A 19,947-nucleotide genomic window follows, 5' to 3' on the forward strand; every position below is an offset into this window, starting at 1 on the left:
AACAAAACAAGAAAACGAACACGTTCAAGTAATAGAACATGTGTTCGTTTTTTGTTATATTTGTTATAATGTTCCTGAGTGATTTTTTTACCAGGCGAGGAGGATTTATCTTGATTACACCGCAAAAAGATCAAAGCTTTGAAGTTGTTTCAAAGTACCAACCGACTGGTGATCAGCCGAAAGCGATTGATAAACTCGTGAAGGGTTTAAAAGATGGCGTCAAGGAGCAGATTTTGCTCGGGGCAACCGGAACAGGGAAAACATTCACAATTTCCAATGTGATTGCCCAAAACAATAAGCCAACCTTGGTCTTGTCACACAACAAGACCCTGGCTGGTCAGCTTTATTCAGAATTAAAGGAATTCTTCCCACATAATGCGGTTGAATACTTTGTTTCTTATTATGATTATTATCAACCTGAGGCTTATGTGCCTTCTTCGGATACCTTTATTGAGAAGGATTCCGCGATTAATGATGAAATTGACCAGTTGCGGAATTCGGCAACGGCTTCGTTGTTTGAGCGCAATGATACGATTGTCGTTGCCTCAGTTTCATCAATCTTTGGTTTGGGTGATCCGCACCAATACCAAAACCATGTGATTTCTTTGCGGGTTGGTAACGAATATGGTCGTAATCAATTGATGCGCGATCTGATTGACATCCAATTTACCCGTAACGATATTGATTTTCAGCGTGGAACTTTCCGGGTGCGAGGCGATGTAATTGAAATTTTCCCGGCTTCTCAAGATGAATTGGCCATGCGGGTTGAATTTTTCGGTGACGAAATTGACCGCATTCGACAAATTTCAGCTTTGACGGGTCAGGTCGTTTCGGAACGTGACCATGTCGCCATTTTCCCAGCGAAGCACTTTATGACCGATGATGAGCGGATGAAGGAAGCTTTAGTTGGTATTCGCCAAGAAATGGAAGACCAGGTCAAAGAATTTGAAAAAGAGGGCAAGCTTCTTGAAGCTCAACGAATTAAGCAGCGAACCGAATATGACCTGGCTATGTTGAATGAAATGGGCTTTACATCTGGAATCGAGAATTATTCACGCTGGATGGACGGTCGCAAAGAGGGCGAACCACCATTTACCCTCTTAGATTTCTTCCCCGATGATTTTTTGATTGTTGTGGATGAAAGTCACGTGACGATGCCACAAGTTCGCGGGATGTACAATGGTGACCGCGCCCGGAAGCAGACGTTGGTTGATTATGGTTTCCGTTTGCCTTCAGCACTGGATAACCGCCCTTTGCAACTGCCAGAGTTTGAGAAGCACGTCAACCAAATTATTTATATGTCGGCTACACCAGGGGATTATGAGCTTTCTCGGGTACCAAAACGTGATATTGTTGAGCAAATCATTCGACCAACCGGCCTGTTGGATCCGGAAATTGAAGTTCGGCCAGTGATGGGGCAAATTGATGATTTAGTGGGTGAAATTAATCTGCGGGTTGAACGAAATGAGCGTGTCTTTATCACAACGCTGACGAAGCGAATGTCAGAGGATTTAACGGACTATTTGAAGGATGTTGGCATCAAAGTTGCCTACCTCCATTCCGATATTAAGACGCTTGAACGAACGGCCATTATCCGTGATTTGCGTTTGGGCAAGTACGATGTACTGGTCGGCATTAACTTGTTGCGTGAAGGAATCGATGTTCCTGAAACCTCTTTGGTGGCCATTTTGGATGCTGATAAGGAAGGTTTCTTGCGTAATCCGCGCTCGTTGATTCAAACAATTGGTCGTGCTGCTCGAAATGCGAACGGCCACGTGATTATGTATGCCGATAAGGTGACAAGGGCCATGCAGGAAGCCATGGATGAAACGGCTCGTCGTCGTGACATTCAGATGGCGTATAACAAGGAACACGGCATCACGCCACAAACAATTAAAAAGGAAATTCGCGACTTAATTAGTGCAAGCAAGGCTGCCGAAGAGGTTGAGGACGTTGACTTGACGCAAGTTGACTTTGCTGATTTGCCAAAATCAGACCAGACCGAAATTTTGGAAAACCTCACTAGCCAAATGAAGGCGGCAGCGAAGGGCTTAGACTTTGAGACGGCTGCTAAAATTCGCGATAACATTATGAAATTAAAGAAACGGGCCGGCCGCTAAAGGTTGGCCTCAGGTCACCGATGTGATAAAACAGGGGTGAACTTGCCAAGCGAGTGAGTGCTCGTTTGACCATGAAAGAGGATTTTATGGCGAAAGATAAAATTGAAATTCGCGGGGCTCGTGCCCATAACTTAAAAAATATTGATGTTGATATTCCAAAGGAATCCCTCACGGTTGTGACTGGCTTATCGGGTTCTGGAAAGTCGTCTTTGGCTTTCGATACTCTTTATGCTGAAGGGCAGCGGCGCTATGTTGAATCATTGTCCGCCTATGCCCGGCAATTTTTGGGGCAGATGGATAAGCCTGACGTCGACTCGATTGACGGTCTTTCACCAGCCATTTCCATTGATCAAAAAACAACTTCGAATAACCCCCGGTCGACTGTGGGAACGGTAACCGAGATTTCAGATTACTTCCGTTTGTTGTTTGCTCGAGTGGGGAAGCCTGATGATCCAAAGGATGGGACGAAAATTCTGCATTCGATTGATCAGATGGTCGAATATGCTCAAAAAGAGTTACCTGAGGGAACCCGTTTGCAGGTCTTTGCACCGATTATCCAGCACAAGAAGGGCACCCACGAAAAGGCCTTTGCTCAGATGCAAAAGCAGGGTTATTTACGGGCTCGCATTGATGGTGAGATTGTTGAACTTGATACGGTTGACGACCTCGCTTTGGAACGTAATCGTTTTCATGATATTGATGTTTTGGTGGATCGGATTGTTTTGCGTGCTGATGCCCGGTCTCGCCTTTTCGATTCGATTGAAGCAGCCACGAACCTAGCTGGCGGTTTAGTGGTTTTGGAGCCAGTTGGCCGTGGTGACGAGGAAGTTCCTGCGCCATTGCGGTTCTCAGACCACTATTTGGGCGACTTGAAAGATTTTAAGGTTGGCCGATTGGAGCCGCGCCTCTTTTCTTTCAATGCACCGATGGGCGCTTGTCCTGTTTGTCAGGGGCTTGGGGCAACCCAGGAGGTTGATTTGGACCTCGTTGTGCCAGATGATACTCTGACGTTGAAACAGGGCGCTCTGGCGCCTTGGAACCCAATTTCTTCTAATTACTATCCAGCACTGCTGGAACAGTTCTGTGAGCAATTTGGAATTGATCAAAATGTGCCCTTTATGGATTTGCCGAAGAAGGACCAGGACCTGATTTTGTATGGATCGGGTGAGAAGGAATTCCATTTCCACTTCCAAAATGATTTTGGTGGCGTTCGTGATGCTGACCAGGTTTTCGAAGGGGTAATGAACAACGTTTCCCGGCGCTATAAGGAAACCAACTCTGACTTTACTCGTGACCAGATGGCCCAATACATGACGCAATTAACCTGTCCAGCATGTCATGGATACCGACTAAATCCAGCTGCCTTGTCCATTAAGGTTGGTGGTCGCAATATCGGCGATGTCACTAATTTGCCGGTTGATGAAGAATTGGCCTATTTTGCCGGCTTGACTTTTGGTCCTCAAGACCAAGAAATTGCTCAGCCTATCTTAAAAGAAATTCAAGATCGGCTTGGCTTCTTGCGGTCAGTTGGGCTTGATTATCTGACGCTATCTCGATCAGCATCAACATTGTCTGGTGGGGAGTCTCAACGAATTCGTTTGGCAACACAAATCGGGTCAAATCTGTCTGGTGTTCTCTACGTTTTGGATGAACCATCGATTGGTTTGCACCAGCGCGATAATGACAAGCTCTTAGCATCGATGCAATCGATGCGTGATTTGGGTAATACGCTGGTTGTCGTTGAACACGATGAAGACACCATGGAAGCTGCCGACTATCTGATTGATGTTGGCCCTGGGGCTGGGTCACTTGGCGGCCAAATTATGGCCGCTGGCACACCGGCTGAAGTCATGAAGAATCCCAAATCTTTGACTGGCCAGTATCTCTCAGGAAAACGTTACATTCCAGTACCGAAATCTCGTCGAAAGGGTAATGGCGAAGAAATTGTTATTCGGGGAGCGAAGGAAAATAACCTGAAAAATATTACGGCGAAGTTCCCTTTGGGAAAGTTTGTGGCCGTAACCGGGGTTTCTGGATCGGGTAAGTCGACACTGGTCAATACCATTTTGAAGCGAGTTTTGAAGCAAAAGCTCAACAAAAATTCAAATAAGCCTGGTGCATACCGCTCGGTTGAGGGAATTGAAAATTTGGAGCAAGTGGTCGACATTGACCAATCACCAATCGGTCGAACACCGCGGTCGAATCCGGCAACCTATACGGGTGTCTTCGATGATATTCGCGAGTTGTTTGCCCAAACAAATGAGGCTAAACTTCGTGGCTACTCCAAGGGACGGTTTTCCTTCAATACGAAGGGTGGCCGTTGTGAAAACTGTCGCGGTGATGGGGTCATCAAGATTGAGATGAACTTCTTACCGGACGTTTACGTGGCCTGTGAGGTCTGTGGTGGGACCCGCTACAACTCAGAAACGTTGGAAGTCACTTACAAAGATAAGACGATTTCTCAGGTCTTGGACATGACCGCCAAGGAAGCCCTCGACTTCTTTGCACCAATTCCAAAGATTGCTCGTCGTTTGCAAACCATTAATGATGTTGGTTTGGGCTATGTAAAATTAGGCCAGTCCGCAACGACCCTATCAGGTGGTGAAGCACAGCGAATGAAGTTGGCTTCTGAATTACATCGCCGGACAAACGGGAAGACGATTTATATCCTCGATGAACCAACAACTGGTTTGCACACTGATGACATTGCTCGTTTGCTAACGGTTTTGAACCGCTTGGTTGATGCCGGCAATACGGTTGTCGTCATCGAACACAACCTGGACGTAATCAAGTCAGCCGACTGGTTGATTGATTTGGGTCCAGAGGGTGGTGCCGGCGGTGGTAAGATTCTGGTCACTGGGACACCGGAAAAGGTGGCGAAAAACACCGAATCTTATACGGCTAAGTATTTGAAAAAAATTATGGACCGGGATATTGCCCGTGAAAAGCGTGATGAAAAATCAGCGCAGTCCTAAAGAACAATAAAAACGGCAGTGACCATTTAGTTTTAGATGGTCACTGCCGTTTTGTTTTTTCATAATAATTGGAAGTGAATAGCCCGGCTTAAACCGCAACCGCACCGCGGATAGCTGGTTCTGATTCATAATTCAAAATTTTAATGTCATCCATGGCGTAATCAAAGATTGATTTGACCTCGGGGTTCAGCCAAAGCTTTGGCAATGGATGCATCGGCCGACTGATTTGTTCTTTGACTTGGTCGACATGGTTCTTATAGATGTGCGTGTCGCCGATAGTATGGACAAAGTCACCAACTTCCAGACCGGTTTGAGCGGCAATCATGTGAATCAACAGCGAGTAAGAAGCGATGTTGAAGGGAACACCTAAGAAGAAGTCGCCCGAACGTTGGTAAAGTTGTGCTGAAAGCTTACCCTCGCTGACATAGTACTGGGACAAAACGTGGCAAGAAGGCAATGGTGCCTGAGGAGTCGTTTCGGCATTCCAAGCAGACAAAATCAAACGTCGAGAGTTCGGATTGTTCTTGATTTGGTCGATTAAGTTGCTGATTTGGTCTGTAGTGCCACCATCGGGCAAAACAGATGCCCATGATCGCCAGAGCTTACCGTAAACCTCACCGATATAACCGTACTTTTCCATAAAGTCATCATCGTTTAAGATTTTGTCGACGAATATGTCCTTTTGCTCCTGGTAGAGGGCGTTGAATTCGGCATCGGTTTGTGAACGCAAGCCAAAATCAGTCATGTCCGGTCCACTATATTCGTTGGACTCAATCCAGTTTTTAAAGGCCCATTCATCCCAGATATGGTTATTGTTTTGCAACAAGAAGCGGATGTTGTTATCACCGCGCAAGAACCAGAGCAATTCTGATTTGATCAGCTTGAAGAAAACTTTTTTAGTGGTTAAAAGAGGGAAGCCTTCCTGGAGGTCAAAGCGCATTTGTGTCCCGAAGATTGAATAGGTTCCGGTCCCGGTCCGGTCGTCCTTGTAATGGCCTTCGTTCAAAATTTTAGCGGCCAGATCGAGGTATGTTTGTTCGTTTTGACTCATGAGTAGTCCCCTTTATTAAAAAATCGTCCTTTTCAGTATAGCAAAAAAGCAAGGAGGACTCCTTGCTTTTTCTTGGGTCTAGTCTTTAATAAATTGAGCGAGGTTGATTTGTTCAGCCGTTTGGGATTCGAAGGGAACTTGGACTAAGGCAACGTTTTTTTCTTTTAAGAGGGACTCAGCGAATTCATCATTGCGATAGTCGCGCATGAAGTTAATTTTGGTAATGCCGGCTTGCAGCAATAGTTTTGTACATTGTACGCAGGGAACGTCGGTTACATAGACCTCTGACCCCTCAACGGCAATCCCCATTGAGGCGGCTTGCATGAGGGCGTTTTGCTCGGCATGAACCGCTCTGATACAGTGGCCATCAACGATATAGTCGCCAACTTCCGTACAGTGAGGGGTTCCAGAAACGGCACCGTTGTAGCCAGAGGCGATAATGCGATGGTCCTTCACGAGGATGGCCCCAACGTGACGTCTAGTACAAGTTGACCGGGTCGAGAGGATGGCGGCTTGTGCGATAAAGTATTGATCCCAAGAAATACGGTTGTCAGACATAAAAAATTACCTTTCTGTAAACAAAAAACGGTTTTATTCTGATAAAATGGTCTTACAAAGATATTTTATAATAAAACGTTCGGAAAATCAGGAACAAGGAGAAACATAATGGCAACTATTTTAGACGGAAAGGCCCTCTCAAAGGACCTCAAAATCGCACTGGCGGACAAGGTCAAGGAATCGGGGTTGAGTCCAAAGCTAGCGGTTGTTTTTGATCCAAAAAATGATGGATCACGTCTCTATGTTGGCATGAAGCAACGCGCAGCAGCCAAGGTTGGCATTGCCACTGAGGATATTGCGGTTGCTGACGATGTAACAACAGAAGCCGTCTTAAAGATTGTAGCAGATTTGAACGCAGATCCAAGCGTGACTGGTATTTTGGTTCAGGCACCATTGCCAGAAGCTGTTAACGACCAGCAGGTCTTTTCAGCTATCGCTCCTGAAAAGGATGTTGATGGATTAGGTGCCTTTAACCAGGGAATGCTCTTTGGTGACCAACCTGGTGAATACGCTGTGGCAGCCACTCCTCAAGGAGTGATGACGATGTTGAAGCATTATGACATTGATCCATATGGTAAGAAGGCTGTTGTCGTTGGTCGTTCTCAACTCTTTGGTCGTCCAATGGCTGCTTTGTTGAATAATGCGAATGCAACGGTGACGTTGGCTCATCGTTACACACCACGCGAAATGCTTTTGGATTCCCTCAAGGATGCGGACATCGTTGTTGTTGGGGTTGGTATTGCCAACTTTATTACTGGCGACCAAATCAAGGATGGCGCCGTTTTGGTTGATGTTGGGATGAACGTTGTGGATGGCAAGACAACGGGTGATATTGAATTTGTCTCAGCTGAAAAGAAGGCTTCTTTCATTACGCCAGTTCCAGGTGGTGTTGGTCCGATGACCATTGCCACGCTGTTGGAAAATACTTTTGCAGCAGCTTTGAACCAAGAAAAAAATCAGTAAAAATTAATTATGCTTATTTAAAAGATCGAATTCATTGAATTCGGTCTTTTTTGTTTTTCAAAATCTTTTTTCGTCAAACCCAATAGTGTTGTATAGAGGGCAATGGAGCAAAAAATTAGTTAACCGAACGCTTTGAAGTTGAGCAATTTTTTGCTGAATTGGTCGTCTTACTCACTAGCAATGAAAGGAGGACACCATGATCAAGAAATTGGCCAATTGGCCCGAACATGAACGAGCAGACCCCGCTGATTGGATTCGAGCAGTCCTATCCTGGGGACAGACGAAAAAGGTAACGGACTTTTATTTTTTACCGGCAGAAGGTGGTAATTACCAGGTACGAGCGCAAATTTTGGGTCAAGTGAGAATCCTGGCAGTGATGGAAGCAGATTTTGGAAAACGAGCCTTAGCTGTTGTGAAGTACCGGGCGGGTTTAAATTTGGCCGAGAGCCGGCGGCCACAACTGGGACGCTTTGATTTTGGCCAGGGCTTTGTCCGCGTTTCAACCGTTGGTGACTTTTTGGGACAAGAAAGCGCGGTTTTACGGCTAATCTATCCTGATTTGTCGCAAAACCGCTGGTTTGAGCCAGCTATCTTTGCAGACTTAGTTGCCGAAAAAATTAGCGCTGGCCTCTATTTGGTAGCTGGCCCCACAGGGTCAGGTAAGACTAGTACACTTTATCGCTTGTTGGATGCCTGGTCACCAGGCAAAGTTGTTTTAACCGTTGAGGATCCGGTTGAAATCTATCAGCCAGCTTTTTTGCAACTGCAGGTCAACGAACAAGCAGGAATTGATTACCAATCCTTAATTAAGGTGGCCCTGCGTCACCGGCCAGATCTATTAGTGATTGGCGAAATTCGTGACGCTAAGACTGCTCAGGCCGCCCTTCAGGCCGCCCTAGCTGGCCATTTGGTGTTGAGCACTTTGCATGCCAATTCTGAACTGGCAGTTTTTGATCGTTTGCTCAACCTCGGCCTTGACCGTCAATTACTGAACCAAGCCTTAGTTAAGACAGTTTATCAGCGCTTGCTTCCAGACTTAGATGGTCAGCTGGCGGTTGTGTGCGGGGTGGCTAACTGGCAGGCGGGTGAAGTAACTCATCATCGTCCCTATGCAGAAAATTTAAAACGCTACCAACAAGGAAATCAGGAGGTTTAATTGATGCGTCCGCAACGAAAAATACGTTTTTCTGAAAGTGACCAGGTTCTTTTTTTGGCTGAGCTTGGTGAGTTAACGGCATCTGGTTATGCCTTATCATTGAGTCTCGATGTTTTAGCGAGTGCCCATCCAGGTTGGCAAGAAAGGCTACAGACAATCCGTGGCCAGTTGGAGCATGGCCAACCATTAGCTACAAGTTTGGGAAAGGTTTTAAGTCCTTCGGTTGGAATTTATCTTGATTTGGGTCAGTCACATGGTAATTTTGACCAAACGCTGACCGCTTTGGCGAGTAACTTTGACCAAGTGTTGCGCTACAAACAAAAGCTCCGCCAGATTCTAACTTATCCGGTGATTTTATTGGTTTTTTTATTATCCCTGGTTGTGGGGATGGAGACGTATCTTTATCCCGTTTTTCACGCTTTGTCGGCCGGACAAAAGGGAGGGCAAGGTCCAGGCAGCAATCCTGCTCTCTTTTATTTGCATGGCTTAGCTTTTCTCTTTGGCCTTGTCTTAGTCATGATTATTATTTCGATTTTCTTACTGAAGCGTTTAGCACCACTACAACGAATTCAAGTTGTCACTCGGGTCCCTTTTTTGGGCACGCTGATGCAGACGCTCTTAACTTATCTGCTAGCAGAACATCTGGGAATTTTGCTGTTAGCAGGCCACACGCTGCCCAATGTGATTGATCGTTTTGCGGCCTTATCCGCTAAGAAAAACGGACTGGTTGTGGCCATTGCTAAGCGAGCACAAGATGCCGTGCAAAGCGGTCAAACTTTGCAAAGTTGGATTGGCAATCAATCTTATTTGAAAAAGCCACTAGCGACTTATTTAGATAGGGGATTTACCGGGCCAGTACTTGGTACCTACTTGACTTACTATGCCAAAAGCGAATTTCAACGGTTTGACCGCCAAGTCAGCCGATTATTAGGCCTCGTTCAACCGCTCTTTTTTGCCCTGATTGGACTGACCATTGTTTTGTTATACCTCGCAATGCTATTACCGCTGTATAAAAATTTAGGAGGAATGTCGATATGACACACACATCTGACTTTGTTAAGCACACACAAAATGGAACGGGGGGACGGTCTCGATTGGCTGGGAGGCCCCGGGATTACTGTCACCATCAGTCCCATCCGATGAACCAGACGATGCAGATTGGTTTATTCAACCAGCGGTCCTTTTTTCAACCCCACAAACGTTTTTGGCTTAAACGTGAACATCGTAAAATTTGTCAATCAAAGGCTTGCTATGCAGTAGTCCGAGCAAAAAATCGGCGGATAGCAGCGAAGAAAAACGGTTTCACATTGATTGAAGCGACGGTAGTACTCTTCATTATTGGTCTTTTGATGTTACTGATTTTGCCGAATTTAACGCAACAACGAGATAAGGCGCAACAAACCCATGCAAAGGCAATGGTTGCCACTGTACAGACACAGGTTGATTTGTATGTTAATGACCACCCAGAAAAGAAACAGGTCACAATGGATGATTTAGCAAAGGAAAACTACTTGACCAAGGAACAGCTTGAAAAAGTTAAGGCACTGAAAATTGTGATTGCAGGTCATGAAGCTAAAATTTAAATCTTTTACCTTGATTGAATCCGTGATTGTCCTGAGTCTGGTGGCACTTTTGCTTGGGCTTGGATTAGCCTTACGGCCGAGGCAAAATCAGCAAAGTTTTGCAGATTTTCAACAGCAATTTGCTGCCCATTTTCAACGAGCCCGTCTATTGGCACAAGCAAAAGAGGTTGAAAGTATTCTCGATTTTCAATCAGACCAGTTGGTGATTGGTCAAGAAGTGCTTTCTTACCCAGTAAGAAGTAAAGTTAATCAGACAGCAAAAGTCGTGATTAAGCCGAGTGGCTATGTGGCCCCCGGTCATATTTCCTGGCACCAGGGCCAAGTAACCTGGCGTCTTATTTTCCAATTTGGAGGTGGTACTTATCGTTTCGAGAAAGTCTAGAAAATCGTCAGGATTTGCCCTCGTTGAGGGGGTGATGGCACTAACGCTGATTACTGGTGTGGTTGTTTTTGAACTAGAAACGTTGCGCAATTATCAGAAAAAGCAGCGAGAACTGATTTTGCAGAATAAGGCGGCCAACCAGGAAAAAAGAAAGGCGTTAGAGAGATGGCAGTCTTTTGTTGACCAAAATCAAAAGCAAAAGGAAGAAGCCAGCCATGACGGCAGTTCAAAGTAAAAGTAGCCGGAACGGCTTTACCATGGTGGAAGCAATCATGGCCCTCGTCGTGGCAGCGATGGTCTTTGAAGCGTTAATGGTCATTTTGCCACAAAGTAAAAAGGGGCAGACGCAAGATGTACAGACTGATTTTCAGGCAGCCTTAACACAGTTGGGTCGGCAAAACTATCAACTAGATCAAGTTCAATTGCATGAAATTCAGCTGAAGAAGACCATTGGCGATCCGGTTACGTTGAAAATTGCTAAGCATGATTTAGTTTTGGATGGGACTCATCATGGTCGTGTGCTCTTGCTACACGGGATTGATGATTTACGGATTGATAATTTTGGAACCTATCAGCTTTTGACTGTTTTTTCTCGGGGGCATGAGAAAGCGAGCGGCACACTTTTTTTGCCTAACATGAAACAGGCCATTGTAGAAGAGGGGTAAAAGATGTTTAATAATCAGCCACGCCAGCAGCGAAACCGTCAGCCAGCCTACTTACTGTTACCGACCATTTTGGCATTGACGCTCATTGGCTTGCTGTTCTTTTTACAGACAAAAATTTTTCACCAAAAGCTGCATAGCCAATTATTATTGTTGGAAACGACGACCATCGATACAAGGCAAATTGAAGCATCACGATTGTTTTACCAAGATAACCAACAATCTGGCCAAATTCAGGGTGATCCTTGGTTAATTGAATCGGGGGAAAAGCAGATTAAAATTACTAATAAACATCAGGATTACTGGCGACCACTTTTAGCCCCTTAGCCTTGTCTAGACTAGCAAAAAGGGCTAAAATAAGACCATGATAAATCGACAAATTCCTGCATATTTTGAAAAAATTGATCAAGCCGTCGTGACGGTGAAAAATCAAGAAAAAACGACCAATCGAGAAGCCCTCGTCATGGCTTTAAAGAGGCTGAATAAAAAAGAGATTCTTAGCTCCGACCATGACCAATTGGCTGATGATTCTAAAAAGGCATTACAGTCGTTAGAAGAAATTGATTGGACAACATTGTCTTTCAGCGACCAACGTAATATCTTACAACTTTTGGTTTTAAAAGCTGATCGAGAGGATAAAGTACCAGCAAACCTTCAGTTAACCCCAGATGGTATTGGTTATCTTTTGGGCGAGCTGATTTACCAGACAGCTAATCCTAGTGAACAAACGAGTATCGCTGACATGGTCATTGGCACTGGCAACCTCCTATGGACAATCGTTGAAAGCTTTAGTCGTCATGAACTTTCAATCCACGATTTAACTGGGATTGATAACGATGAAGGCCAGCTTGATTTGGCCAGTGAATTGGCAGCTGCACTTAAAGAAGACCCAACACTGTTTTTGGGGGATGTTGTTGGCTTGAAAAAAGAGGAAGTCGCGCCTGCTGATGTTGTGATTGGTGACTTACCAATCGGTTACTACCCGCAAGAAGCACCGGAAAACTTTGTCACAGCCTTTTCAGAACAAGATGGCCAATCTTATGCTCATTATTTAATGATTGAAAAATCATTAGATTTAGTGAAGAATGATGGTTGGATTTATCTCATCGTGCCAAATGATTTATTAACAGGGCCACGGCATGAGTCAATCCTGAAATTATTCTCACAAAAGGCTCAATTAAAGGCATTTTTGTCACTGCCAGCAGAGTATTTCCAAAATCAAGAACAGGCGAAAGCTTTCTTGGTTTTGCGGAAGAAAGATGCGCTGCCAAAGCAAGAAGTTTTGATGGGGCAGTATCCTTCCGTTAAGGACCAAAAGGCCTTGCAAGAATTTTTGCAAGATATCCAAGCCTGGGGTAAACTAAAGTAAGTTAGAAATGAATTAAAAAACAAAGATAGGTGGATTTTTTTCATGGCAAAGATTATGGCAGTGAATGCCGGTAGTTCTTCATTGAAGTTTCAGCTCTTAGAGATGCCACAAGAGCAAGTAATCGCCCAAGGGTTAATTGAACGAATCGGAATGGATGATGCCATTGTAACGATCAAGTTTGCGGCCAATGATCAAGCGGCCAAGAATGCTGACGTTGAGGTATCTGGTGACAAGGCTAAGTTTAAGACCGTTACCGCCATCAAGGACCACCAAGTTGCCATTAACTTGATGCTTGAAAAGTTGTCAGAATTGGATATTATCCAAGACTTTAGCGAAATCGTTGGTGTTGGTCATCGCGTTGTTGCTGGTGGTGAATACTTTGACAAGTCTGTTTTGGTGAACGATGATGTCTTAGCTAAGATTGATGAATTGGCTGATTATGCACCATTGCACAACCCAGCCAACGCATTGGGCATCCGTGCCTTCCAAAAGTTATTGCCAAACGCAACTTCTGTCGCCGTCTTTGATACTTCTTTCCATCAGACAATGCCAAAGGTGAACTACCTTTACTCATTGCCTTATGAATACTATGAAAAGTATGGTGCACGTAAGTATGGTGCTCACGGAACTTCACATCGCTATGTAGCCGGCCGTGCTGCTGACATTTTAGGCAAGGATTTGAAGGACTTGAAGTTGATTACCTTGCACCTCGGTGCCGGTGCTTCAATTACGGCTGTTAAGGGCGGTAAGTCATTTGATACATCAATGGGATTCACACCATTAGCAGGTGTGACGATGGCGACTCGTTCAGGGGATGTGGATGCTTCATTGGTAAACTTTATCCAAACCAAGGAAAACTTGTCAAATGAAGACATGTTGACAATCTTGAACAAGAAATCAGGATTGCAGGGAATTTCACAGGTCTCAAGTGATATGCGTGATCTTTTGGCTGCCCGTCAGGACAACGAACAGGCTGATTTGGCCATTAAGATTTTTGTTGACCGTGTTGTTCGTTACATTGGTCAGTACATTGCTGAAATGGGTGGTGCCGATGCTTTGGTCTTTACTGCCGGTATTGGTGAGAATGCTGATTGGGTTCGAGAAGAAGTCGTTGACCGCTTAGGCTACTTTGGCATCAAGATTGACCAGGATAAGAACACTGGTTGCCGCGAAGAGGCTGATGTTTCAGCTGCTGATGCCAAAATTAAAACTTTGGTTGTGCCAACTGATGAAGAATTGATGATTGCTCGTGATGTGCAAGAATTGATGGCTTAATTTTATAATTACTTAATCAAAAGAAAACATAATGAGTACAACGCTGCTTGCACTCGTTATGTTTTTTTAATTATATTTCTTTATAAAGGGTAGTATACTAGGAGTTGCTGGTTAAACTCCCGTACAAATCGAGTTGACCAGGCGAAATAAGATTGAAGATTGGAAACATTACTGATGGAATTTGAAAAACGTCGGCAATCGTCAAAGAAACGCAAAAAACATAGTTGGCGGTTCCGAATTATCATGATCCTATTCGTTTTGCTATTAGCAGCTGGTGGGGCCTTCTGGTTCAATCGCCAGGGATATCAGGCAAAGAATCCAAATGACACCGCGGTCACGATGGTTACAGTCAAGGACAAGGCGAGCGTCAAGGAAATCGGTGCCCAGTTGCAAAAAGAGGGGATTATCCGCAACAGTCGCTACTTTGTTAGTTATGCAAATAAGTATGGGGCTAAAGATATTGCGGGTGGCACTTATCCGTTGTCACAGGTTCAAGATATTGCTGAGATTTACCAAGAATTAACAGAGGGTTCTGGAGATGAACCGGTTTTGTCTTCTGGCTATACCTTTATTTCAAATACGAAGACAGCAGAGCAGACGGCACAAACAATTGCTGATGCTGCTGGTGTATCAAAGTCTGATTTATTGGCTGCCTATAGTGATAGCGATTTAATTGCTCAGGCTAAGAAGGAATACCCACAGTTATTCTTAAATGCCAAAAGTGACCAGACTTTGTATGATTTCGTCTATCCAGGAATCTATCGTTTCAAGAAAGAAAAGTCCGCCAAGGACTTGGTTATGACCATGTTGAAACAGACGAATAAGACCTTAAAGCCATATTATGCTCAATTGAAAGCCAATAAGATTCCGGCATCGACTGCCATTTTGCTGGCGGAAAACGGCGGTAAGAAAGAGTTTGACCGGCGTTTAGCCTTTATTAAGAAGATTGCGCCATATAGCCAGAGTCTTCAATCTCAGTATGGTATTCTGGCGTCAATTTCAATCGCTCAGGCTATCCATGAATCAAACTGGGACGATTCTGCGTTGTCATCAAAGTATAATAACTACTATGGTGTGAAGACGGATGACACAACAGCTGGTAAATCAGTCGTTTTGCAGACTCAAGAAGTTGAAAACGGTCAAACGGTGACGAAGAACGCTCGTTTTGCTGTTTACGACTCTTATCAAGATTCCATGAAGGCTCACGCTAAGACAATCGCCAACGGCAATACTTGGAATGCCAACCAGTTTGCCGACGTTTTGGCCGCTAAAAATTACAAGGATGCTGCTCAAGCATTGTCAACTGACGGCTATGCTACAGATCCTAGCTATCCAAAGCTGATTATCCAGATTATTGAAAACTGGAACTTAGCACAATACGATAAAAATTAACCTTTGAAAGCCTGCCTTGTCAGGCTTTTTATTATTTCGTGAAATTTTTTTGTAAAAAATGTTGTGTAACCGTTTACATTCGTGTAGAATATAGCTTGTAAGATAAGTGAAAGGAACTTAAACATTATGAACTTTGCAATTTTAATTGCCTTGCTCCCAGCTTTATTCTGGGGTTCAGTTGGGCTCGTATCAACAAAGATGGGCGGATCTGCCTCACAACAAACTTTCGGAATGTCAATCGGAGCATTGATTTTCGGAATGCTAACACTCTTTGGTTTCGTATTACCACATGGTTTCTACCTTGGTTCTGAAATCTGGGTTGTTGGTATTTTATCAGGATTGGTTTGGGCAATGGGAATGGTTTTCCAGTTCTTGCTCTTCAAGGAAATGGGTGTTTCATTGGGAATGCCTTTGTCAACAGCCGGCCAGATTATTATGAACGCCTTGTTGGCTGCCACTCTCTTGGGAGAATGGAAGAACGCCGCTATGTGGATTGTTGGGGTTGTCTCAATTGCCTTGGTCGTGACTGGTGCAACTTTCATCTCAAAGCCTGATAAGACGGCAGCAACGCCTTCAAAGATTGATGCTAAGGGAATCTTCTACTTAGTGATGTCAACTGCGGGCTTCATGCTCTACTTCGTTTTGCCTAACTTCTTGTCAAAGATTGGTTATATTTCAGACGACATCAAGTCTGCCGGTCACGGTTTGAACTACATGACGGCTATCGTTGGTCCTCAGGCCATCGGTCAGGTAATCGGTTCATTGATTATCGTGCTCTTCGTCTTCCGCGAAGGAAAGCAAATGTTCTCAAAGCCAACTTGGAAGAACTTGGTAACTGGGTTGGTTTGGGCCGTTGGAAACATCTTCATGTTCGTTTCATCTGCTAACCCAGCCGTTGGTCAAACGATTGCCACTGCTTTGTCACAGTTGAGTATCGTTGTTGGTACCTTTGGTGGTATCTACATCTTGCATGAAAAGAAGACTTCTACTCAAATGAAGTTTATCATTGCCGGAACGCTCTTAGTTTTGATTGGTGCCATCTTGATTGGTAACATTCACTCCTTCGCATAATTTATTAATTCATCATAATAAGCAACATAATATAATTCAGAAAGGCGGGCCCTTCCAAAAAAGGAAGGACCCGCCTTTTGCTTTGCTGATTTTATCTTAACATCAAAAAAACCACTCAAACTGAATTGAGTGGTTTTCTAACTTAGTCTTGCTTTGTCTTAACAGACAAGATTTCAACTTGAATTTCAACGTTGTTAGGCAATGGCACCTTAACGGTGTCGCCCTTATGCTTGCCAAGCAAGGCAGCAGCCATTGGTGATTCATTTGAAATCTTACCAGCCATTGGATCCGCTTCAACAGAACCAACAATGGTATAGGTTTCGGGATCTTCATCTGGAAGTTCCTTAAAGGTTACTTCCTTACCCAATGTCACTTCATCGCTGTCAGAGTTGTCAGCTGAAATGATTTCAGCGTTTTCAATCATCTTGCGAACGGTCACAATCCGTCCTTCAACAAAGGCTTGTTCGTCCTTTGCTGATTGGTATTCAGAGTTTTCAGACAAATCGCCGTATGAACGTGCGATTTGAATGCGGTTAGTAATTTCTGGACGTTGCTTGGTAATTAAGTCATCAAGCTCCGCTTGCAATTTGTCACGACCTGCGGCCGTCATTGGGAATTTCTTTTCTTCCGCCATGGTTCTCTTCCTTTCAGTGCCATGTAGCACAAAAAATACAGCACGTTGAATATATCACGGTCCTAGCCTCGGCGCAAGGCTTGTCGTCGATTCTTTTTAAAGGATGCATAGGCAGCGATTAAGAGTGCTGTTAGCATTGATAAAAAGAGACCGGGCACTAGCAGCGGTGGTGTATAGGTTAAGGTTACGTGGTGCTTACCAGGGGTTGTCGGAATGGCAATCAGCCCTTGGAGCACCGTCTTTGTTTTGACCACCTTGCCATCAACCTTGGCCTGCCAACCGGAGGCAGCTGGAATACTAGTCATAATTAAGGGTTGGTTGGCTGTTGTGACAATCGTACCACTAATTTTGCGAGAATTGGCATTTTTAATGGTTAGTGAGTGTTGTTTTAGTTTTGCTAGGTCTTGGTTAACGGCCTGTTGATCGAAGTAGTAGATGGCGAAGTCGTCGAGGTAACGTGAGTCAGCGCCGTCATTTAAGGTAATCGTTAAGATTTGAGGCTGGTCCTTCTTGTTGGTGTTGAGGTTTAGGGCCACCGTATGGTCATATGAACTTGACTGGGTCAAAAGTTCACCATTGAGTCGGAGGTCGACTGAATCAAGGTTGATTGCGCCGCCAATATTAAGGTAGTAAGAATCATTAGTTGTTGGTGTGTAAGCTAAGGTTAAGACAGCTTTCTTATGCTTATTGACCTTTTGAATTGTCCCACCAGTCAAATCAGCCGTCGTTGTTAGATTTTCAGTTTTGAGAATCTGGAAAGGTTCTCGGTAAAGTAATTGCTGGTCCGACTGACCGGCAAGGCTGGCAAGAAGGTTTGCCTGGTTGACCAGTGGGTAACGCACGGATAGTGGAGTGGTCAATGCCTGATTTGAAGCAGCATAGGCCAGGCTAAGAGCTGTTGGATTCTCTTTTAGTGCCCAATTTTTGCCACTAGCAACGGTCTTTTGCTGATCGTAGTCGGGACGATTGCTTTGCTTCAAATAGGCGGAACTAGTATTTAAGTGGCCGGTTGTTTGGATAAAGTATTTAAAGGCCAGCAGAGAATCGGTGATGGTAGTGCCATTATCATAGGCAATTTTTGAATCGCCTTCGATTTGGCCGATGTTTTGGTAGAACTGGGCGGTGGTAGCGGGGAGTAATGATGAAAAGTGGCTACCAGCCTTAAAGTTAGCCGAAAAGCCATCGTTATAGGTTCGACTGAGGCCCTGACTAATGCGATACCAAGAATTATCGTGCTTAGTAGCTGCTTTGGAAACTGCCGTGAGTCGGGTAACGCCAGCCTCATAGGTGGCCTTTGTTAGATAGGAAAGGTGGTTTAACGTCTTGCCAGCATTAAAAATCAGGTAGCCAGTGGTCACAATCAATAGAAGCAACATCTTCACTTGATTGCCGTCCATCACAATTAAAATCAGGATGGTTAAAAGGTAACCGAAGAGAAAGCCGAGAAGGGCATTTTTATCAAGGTAAGATACCTTTAGCAGTTGGCTAGATCCCCAGATTGTTAGTGCTAAAACAGCCACCAGGTAAAAAGTACGGGCGAACAGGCTGGGCTGCCAATTTGGCTGAAAGCCCTTGGCAGCAAGGACAATTAAAAAGAAGGAAATCAAAAAAGAGAACCGAGCTGGGTACCAAACGGGGTATTGCCCACCATGGAAAAGTAAAATCAATGGTGCAAAAGTCGTTGCTAAAATTAAAATCACTAAGATTAGGGCGGCCATCAATTTTTCACGAAGTAAAAATTTTTTGCTAGCAAAAAAGGCCCAGAGAGCGATTAAAATTAATGGCGCTACTAAAAAATTAGCCTGACCGGTTTGCATTTGATCGAAATCAAAGGAACCAGGCATTAACTTCAGGAATAATAACAATGGGTTATTATCAAATTTGAATAGCCAGGTGGAATTGTGAGTTGTTTTCCCCATCTTCAGTTGGGCGTAGGTCGGCAACCAAAGCCAAGCGGTTAAAAAAATGCTTAAGATTCCTGATTTTACCAATGTGAAAACAATTTTTAGCCGATTTTTGATTTGACCGTCAAGCAGGCGAAAGGGAACATAAAGAAATAAGAAGAGTCCCACCATCCAGGCGATGTAATAATTAGTGATAATTGTCGCCACCAGCATTGCCAAAAAGGCCCCGGAACCCTTGTGGGCCAGGAGTCGTTCTAATGACAGAATCAGCAAAGGGAAGATGGCGGCAGTGTCCAACCATAGCAGGTTTAAATCATTGGCGATAAACCAGGCTGAGAGTGGGTAATTAATGGCGAAAATCAGAATCCAATAGCCTGACAGCCAATTCATCTTCTTAATTAAAAGCGCCATCGAAAAGCCAGCCAAACCGATTTTTAAAACGGTCACGACTAAAATCCAAATGGGCATGGTTTTTGTTGAGGCGAGTAAGAAGAGTAGGTTAAATGGTGACATTAAATAATAAGACCATTCACCAACCATGTCGCCACCAATTCCTGATGAAAAGGAATAAAAAAAGGCAGACGGATCAGATAGAACCGTATGCTTAAACTGAATAAAGTAATCCAGGTATTGCTGGCCCAAATCAACCGTTAAAATGGTCGATGAACCAAAGGGCGTCATCCCACGACCAGCAAAATAGGCGGTCATTAACATAACAGGAATTAGAAAGGAAAGCGTGACTGGTGAAAAAAGGTATTTTTGGGCGATTTGTCTGTAATTATTCATGCCTCTAGAATAACAAAATTCGGTTGAAATTTAGCGATAAATTCGCTTTTTATGGTAAAGTAGAGA

At 44.3% G+C, this 19,947-nt stretch carries 18 protein-coding genes; 14 read left to right on the forward strand and 4 right to left on the reverse strand.

Annotation, left to right across the window (positions count from 1 at the left end; genetic code table 11):
• The first annotated feature begins 68 nt into the window (after positions 1-68).
• Both uvrB and uvrA read left to right on the forward strand, forming a co-directional pair.
• Positions 69-2,120: an excinuclease ABC subunit UvrB gene (gene uvrB / locus FT12353_RS07315; RefSeq protein ID WP_168778052.1), complete on the forward strand. Its 2,052-nt coding sequence runs from the start codon at positions 69-71 to the stop codon at positions 2,118-2,120.
• Between the two features lie 86 nt (positions 2,121-2,206).
• Complete coding sequence (gene uvrA, locus FT12353_RS07320; RefSeq protein WP_203619275.1) at positions 2,207-5,095, forward strand: excinuclease ABC subunit UvrA; 2,889 nt, start codon at positions 2,207-2,209, stop codon at positions 5,093-5,095.
• Positions 5,096-5,183: 88 nt separating this feature from the next.
• Here uvrA and FT12353_RS07325 read toward each other — a convergent pair whose 3' ends face one another.
• A complete protein-coding gene (locus FT12353_RS07325) occupies positions 5,184-6,146 on the reverse strand; it encodes a thymidylate synthase (protein WP_203619276.1) in 963 nt (320 codons plus the stop codon).
• A 78-nt stretch (positions 6,147-6,224) separates the two neighbouring features.
• Positions 6,225-6,704, reverse strand: coding sequence for a deoxycytidylate deaminase (locus FT12353_RS07330; RefSeq protein WP_203619277.1), 480 nt, complete (start codon positions 6,702-6,704; stop codon positions 6,225-6,227).
• Positions 6,705-6,812: 108 nt separating this feature from the next.
• On the opposite strand from FT12353_RS07330, the gene FT12353_RS07335 reads away from it, so the two are divergent.
• The 12 genes from FT12353_RS07335 (at position 6,813) to FT12353_RS07390 (ending at position 16,557) form a co-directional block, all read left to right on the forward strand.
• Entirely contained in the window at positions 6,813-7,667 is an 855-nt protein-coding gene (locus FT12353_RS07335; RefSeq protein WP_203619278.1) for a bifunctional 5,10-methylenetetrahydrofolate dehydrogenase/5,10-methenyltetrahydrofolate cyclohydrolase, read from the forward strand.
• Between the two features lie 196 nt (positions 7,668-7,863).
• A complete protein-coding gene (locus tag FT12353_RS07340) occupies positions 7,864-8,823 on the forward strand; it encodes an ATPase, T2SS/T4P/T4SS family (protein WP_203619279.1) in 960 nt (319 codons plus the stop codon).
• A gap of 3 nt (positions 8,824-8,826) precedes the next feature.
• Positions 8,827-9,861, forward strand: a complete 1,035-nt coding sequence (locus tag FT12353_RS07345; protein ID WP_203619280.1) for a type II secretion system F family protein — start codon at positions 8,827-8,829, stop codon at positions 9,859-9,861.
• A 242-nt stretch (positions 9,862-10,103) separates the two neighbouring features.
• Complete coding sequence (gene comGC, locus FT12353_RS07350) at positions 10,104-10,406, forward strand: competence type IV pilus major pilin ComGC (protein WP_059393698.1); 303 nt, start codon at positions 10,104-10,106, stop codon at positions 10,404-10,406.
• Entirely contained in the window at positions 10,390-10,788 is a 399-nt protein-coding gene (locus FT12353_RS07355) for a hypothetical protein (protein WP_203619281.1), read from the forward strand. The genes comGC and FT12353_RS07355 overlap by 17 nt, the downstream gene beginning before the upstream one ends.
• A gap of 34 nt (positions 10,789-10,822) precedes the next feature.
• Positions 10,823-11,023, forward strand: coding sequence for a hypothetical protein (locus tag FT12353_RS07360; protein WP_203619282.1), 201 nt, complete (start codon positions 10,823-10,825; stop codon positions 11,021-11,023).
• A complete protein-coding gene (locus FT12353_RS07365; protein ID WP_203619283.1) occupies positions 11,004-11,453 on the forward strand; it encodes a type IV pilus modification PilV family protein in 450 nt (149 codons plus the stop codon). The genes FT12353_RS07360 and FT12353_RS07365 overlap by 20 nt, the downstream gene beginning before the upstream one ends.
• Before the next feature lie 3 nt (positions 11,454-11,456).
• Entirely contained in the window at positions 11,457-11,777 is a 321-nt protein-coding gene (locus FT12353_RS07370) for a hypothetical protein (protein ID WP_059393644.1), read from the forward strand.
• A gap of 37 nt (positions 11,778-11,814) precedes the next feature.
• Positions 11,815-12,819 carry a class I SAM-dependent methyltransferase gene (locus FT12353_RS07375; protein WP_203619284.1) on the forward strand — a complete coding sequence of 335 codons (1,005 nt, stop codon included), beginning with the start codon at positions 11,815-11,817 and terminating at the stop codon, positions 12,817-12,819.
• Between the two features lie 42 nt (positions 12,820-12,861).
• On the forward strand, positions 12,862-14,094 hold the full coding sequence (locus FT12353_RS07380; RefSeq protein ID WP_059393642.1) for an acetate/propionate family kinase: 1,233 nt from the start codon (positions 12,862-12,864) through the stop codon (positions 14,092-14,094).
• Between the two features lie 174 nt (positions 14,095-14,268).
• Positions 14,269-15,486 (forward strand): glycoside hydrolase family 73 protein, encoded by a 1,218-nt coding sequence (locus FT12353_RS07385; protein WP_203619285.1) that lies wholly within the window; start codon positions 14,269-14,271, stop codon positions 15,484-15,486.
• Between the two features lie 126 nt (positions 15,487-15,612).
• The gene (locus FT12353_RS07390) at positions 15,613-16,557 is read left to right on the forward strand and encodes a GRP family sugar transporter (RefSeq protein ID WP_059393640.1); all 945 of its coding nucleotides are present in this window, start codon (positions 15,613-15,615) and stop codon (positions 16,555-16,557) included.
• A gap of 142 nt (positions 16,558-16,699) precedes the next feature.
• On the opposite strand, the gene greA is transcribed toward FT12353_RS07390, so the two are convergent.
• Positions 16,700-17,191: a transcription elongation factor GreA gene (greA, locus tag FT12353_RS07395; RefSeq protein WP_059393639.1), complete on the reverse strand. Its 492-nt coding sequence runs from the start codon at positions 17,189-17,191 to the stop codon at positions 16,700-16,702.
• A gap of 62 nt (positions 17,192-17,253) precedes the next feature.
• Positions 17,254-19,881: a YfhO family protein gene (locus FT12353_RS07400; RefSeq protein WP_203619286.1), complete on the reverse strand. Its 2,628-nt coding sequence runs from the start codon at positions 19,879-19,881 to the stop codon at positions 17,254-17,256.
• Between the last annotated feature and the right edge of the window lie 66 nt (positions 19,882-19,947).

Origin of the sequence: Fructobacillus tropaeoli (assembly GCF_016860625.1) — a bacterium.
Lineage (GTDB): Bacteria > Bacillota > Bacilli > Lactobacillales > Lactobacillaceae > Fructobacillus > Fructobacillus tropaeoli.

Coding starts and splice junctions, on each gene's coding strand:
- FT12353_RS07370 (WP_059393644.1), top strand. CDS start 11,457: ATGTTTAATAATCAGCCACGCCAGCAGCGAAACCGTCAGCCAGCCTAC.
- FT12353_RS07330 (WP_203619277.1), bottom strand. CDS start 6,704: ATGTCTGACAACCGTATTTCTTGGGATCAATACTTTATCGCACAAGCC.
- FT12353_RS07365 (WP_203619283.1), top strand. CDS start 11,004: ATGACGGCAGTTCAAAGTAAAAGTAGCCGGAACGGCTTTACCATGGTG.
- uvrA (WP_203619275.1), top strand. CDS start 2,207: ATGGCGAAAGATAAAATTGAAATTCGCGGGGCTCGTGCCCATAACTTA.
- greA (WP_059393639.1), bottom strand. CDS start 17,191: ATGGCGGAAGAAAAGAAATTCCCAATGACGGCCGCAGGTCGTGACAAA.
- FT12353_RS07375 (WP_203619284.1), top strand. CDS start 11,815: ATGATAAATCGACAAATTCCTGCATATTTTGAAAAAATTGATCAAGCC.
- uvrB (WP_168778052.1), top strand. CDS start 69: ATGTTCCTGAGTGATTTTTTTACCAGGCGAGGAGGATTTATCTTGATT.
- FT12353_RS07385 (WP_203619285.1), top strand. CDS start 14,269: ATGGAATTTGAAAAACGTCGGCAATCGTCAAAGAAACGCAAAAAACAT.
- FT12353_RS07390 (WP_059393640.1), top strand. CDS start 15,613: ATGAACTTTGCAATTTTAATTGCCTTGCTCCCAGCTTTATTCTGGGGT.
- FT12353_RS07345 (WP_203619280.1), top strand. CDS start 8,827: ATGCGTCCGCAACGAAAAATACGTTTTTCTGAAAGTGACCAGGTTCTT.
- FT12353_RS07360 (WP_203619282.1), top strand. CDS start 10,823: ATGGCACTAACGCTGATTACTGGTGTGGTTGTTTTTGAACTAGAAACG.
- FT12353_RS07400 (WP_203619286.1), bottom strand. CDS start 19,881: ATGAATAATTACAGACAAATCGCCCAAAAATACCTTTTTTCACCAGTC.
- FT12353_RS07380 (WP_059393642.1), top strand. CDS start 12,862: ATGGCAAAGATTATGGCAGTGAATGCCGGTAGTTCTTCATTGAAGTTT.
- FT12353_RS07355 (WP_203619281.1), top strand. CDS start 10,390: ATGAAGCTAAAATTTAAATCTTTTACCTTGATTGAATCCGTGATTGTC.
- FT12353_RS07335 (WP_203619278.1), top strand. CDS start 6,813: ATGGCAACTATTTTAGACGGAAAGGCCCTCTCAAAGGACCTCAAAATC.
- FT12353_RS07325 (WP_203619276.1), bottom strand. CDS start 6,146: ATGAGTCAAAACGAACAAACATACCTCGATCTGGCCGCTAAAATTTTG.
- FT12353_RS07340 (WP_203619279.1), top strand. CDS start 7,864: ATGATCAAGAAATTGGCCAATTGGCCCGAACATGAACGAGCAGACCCC.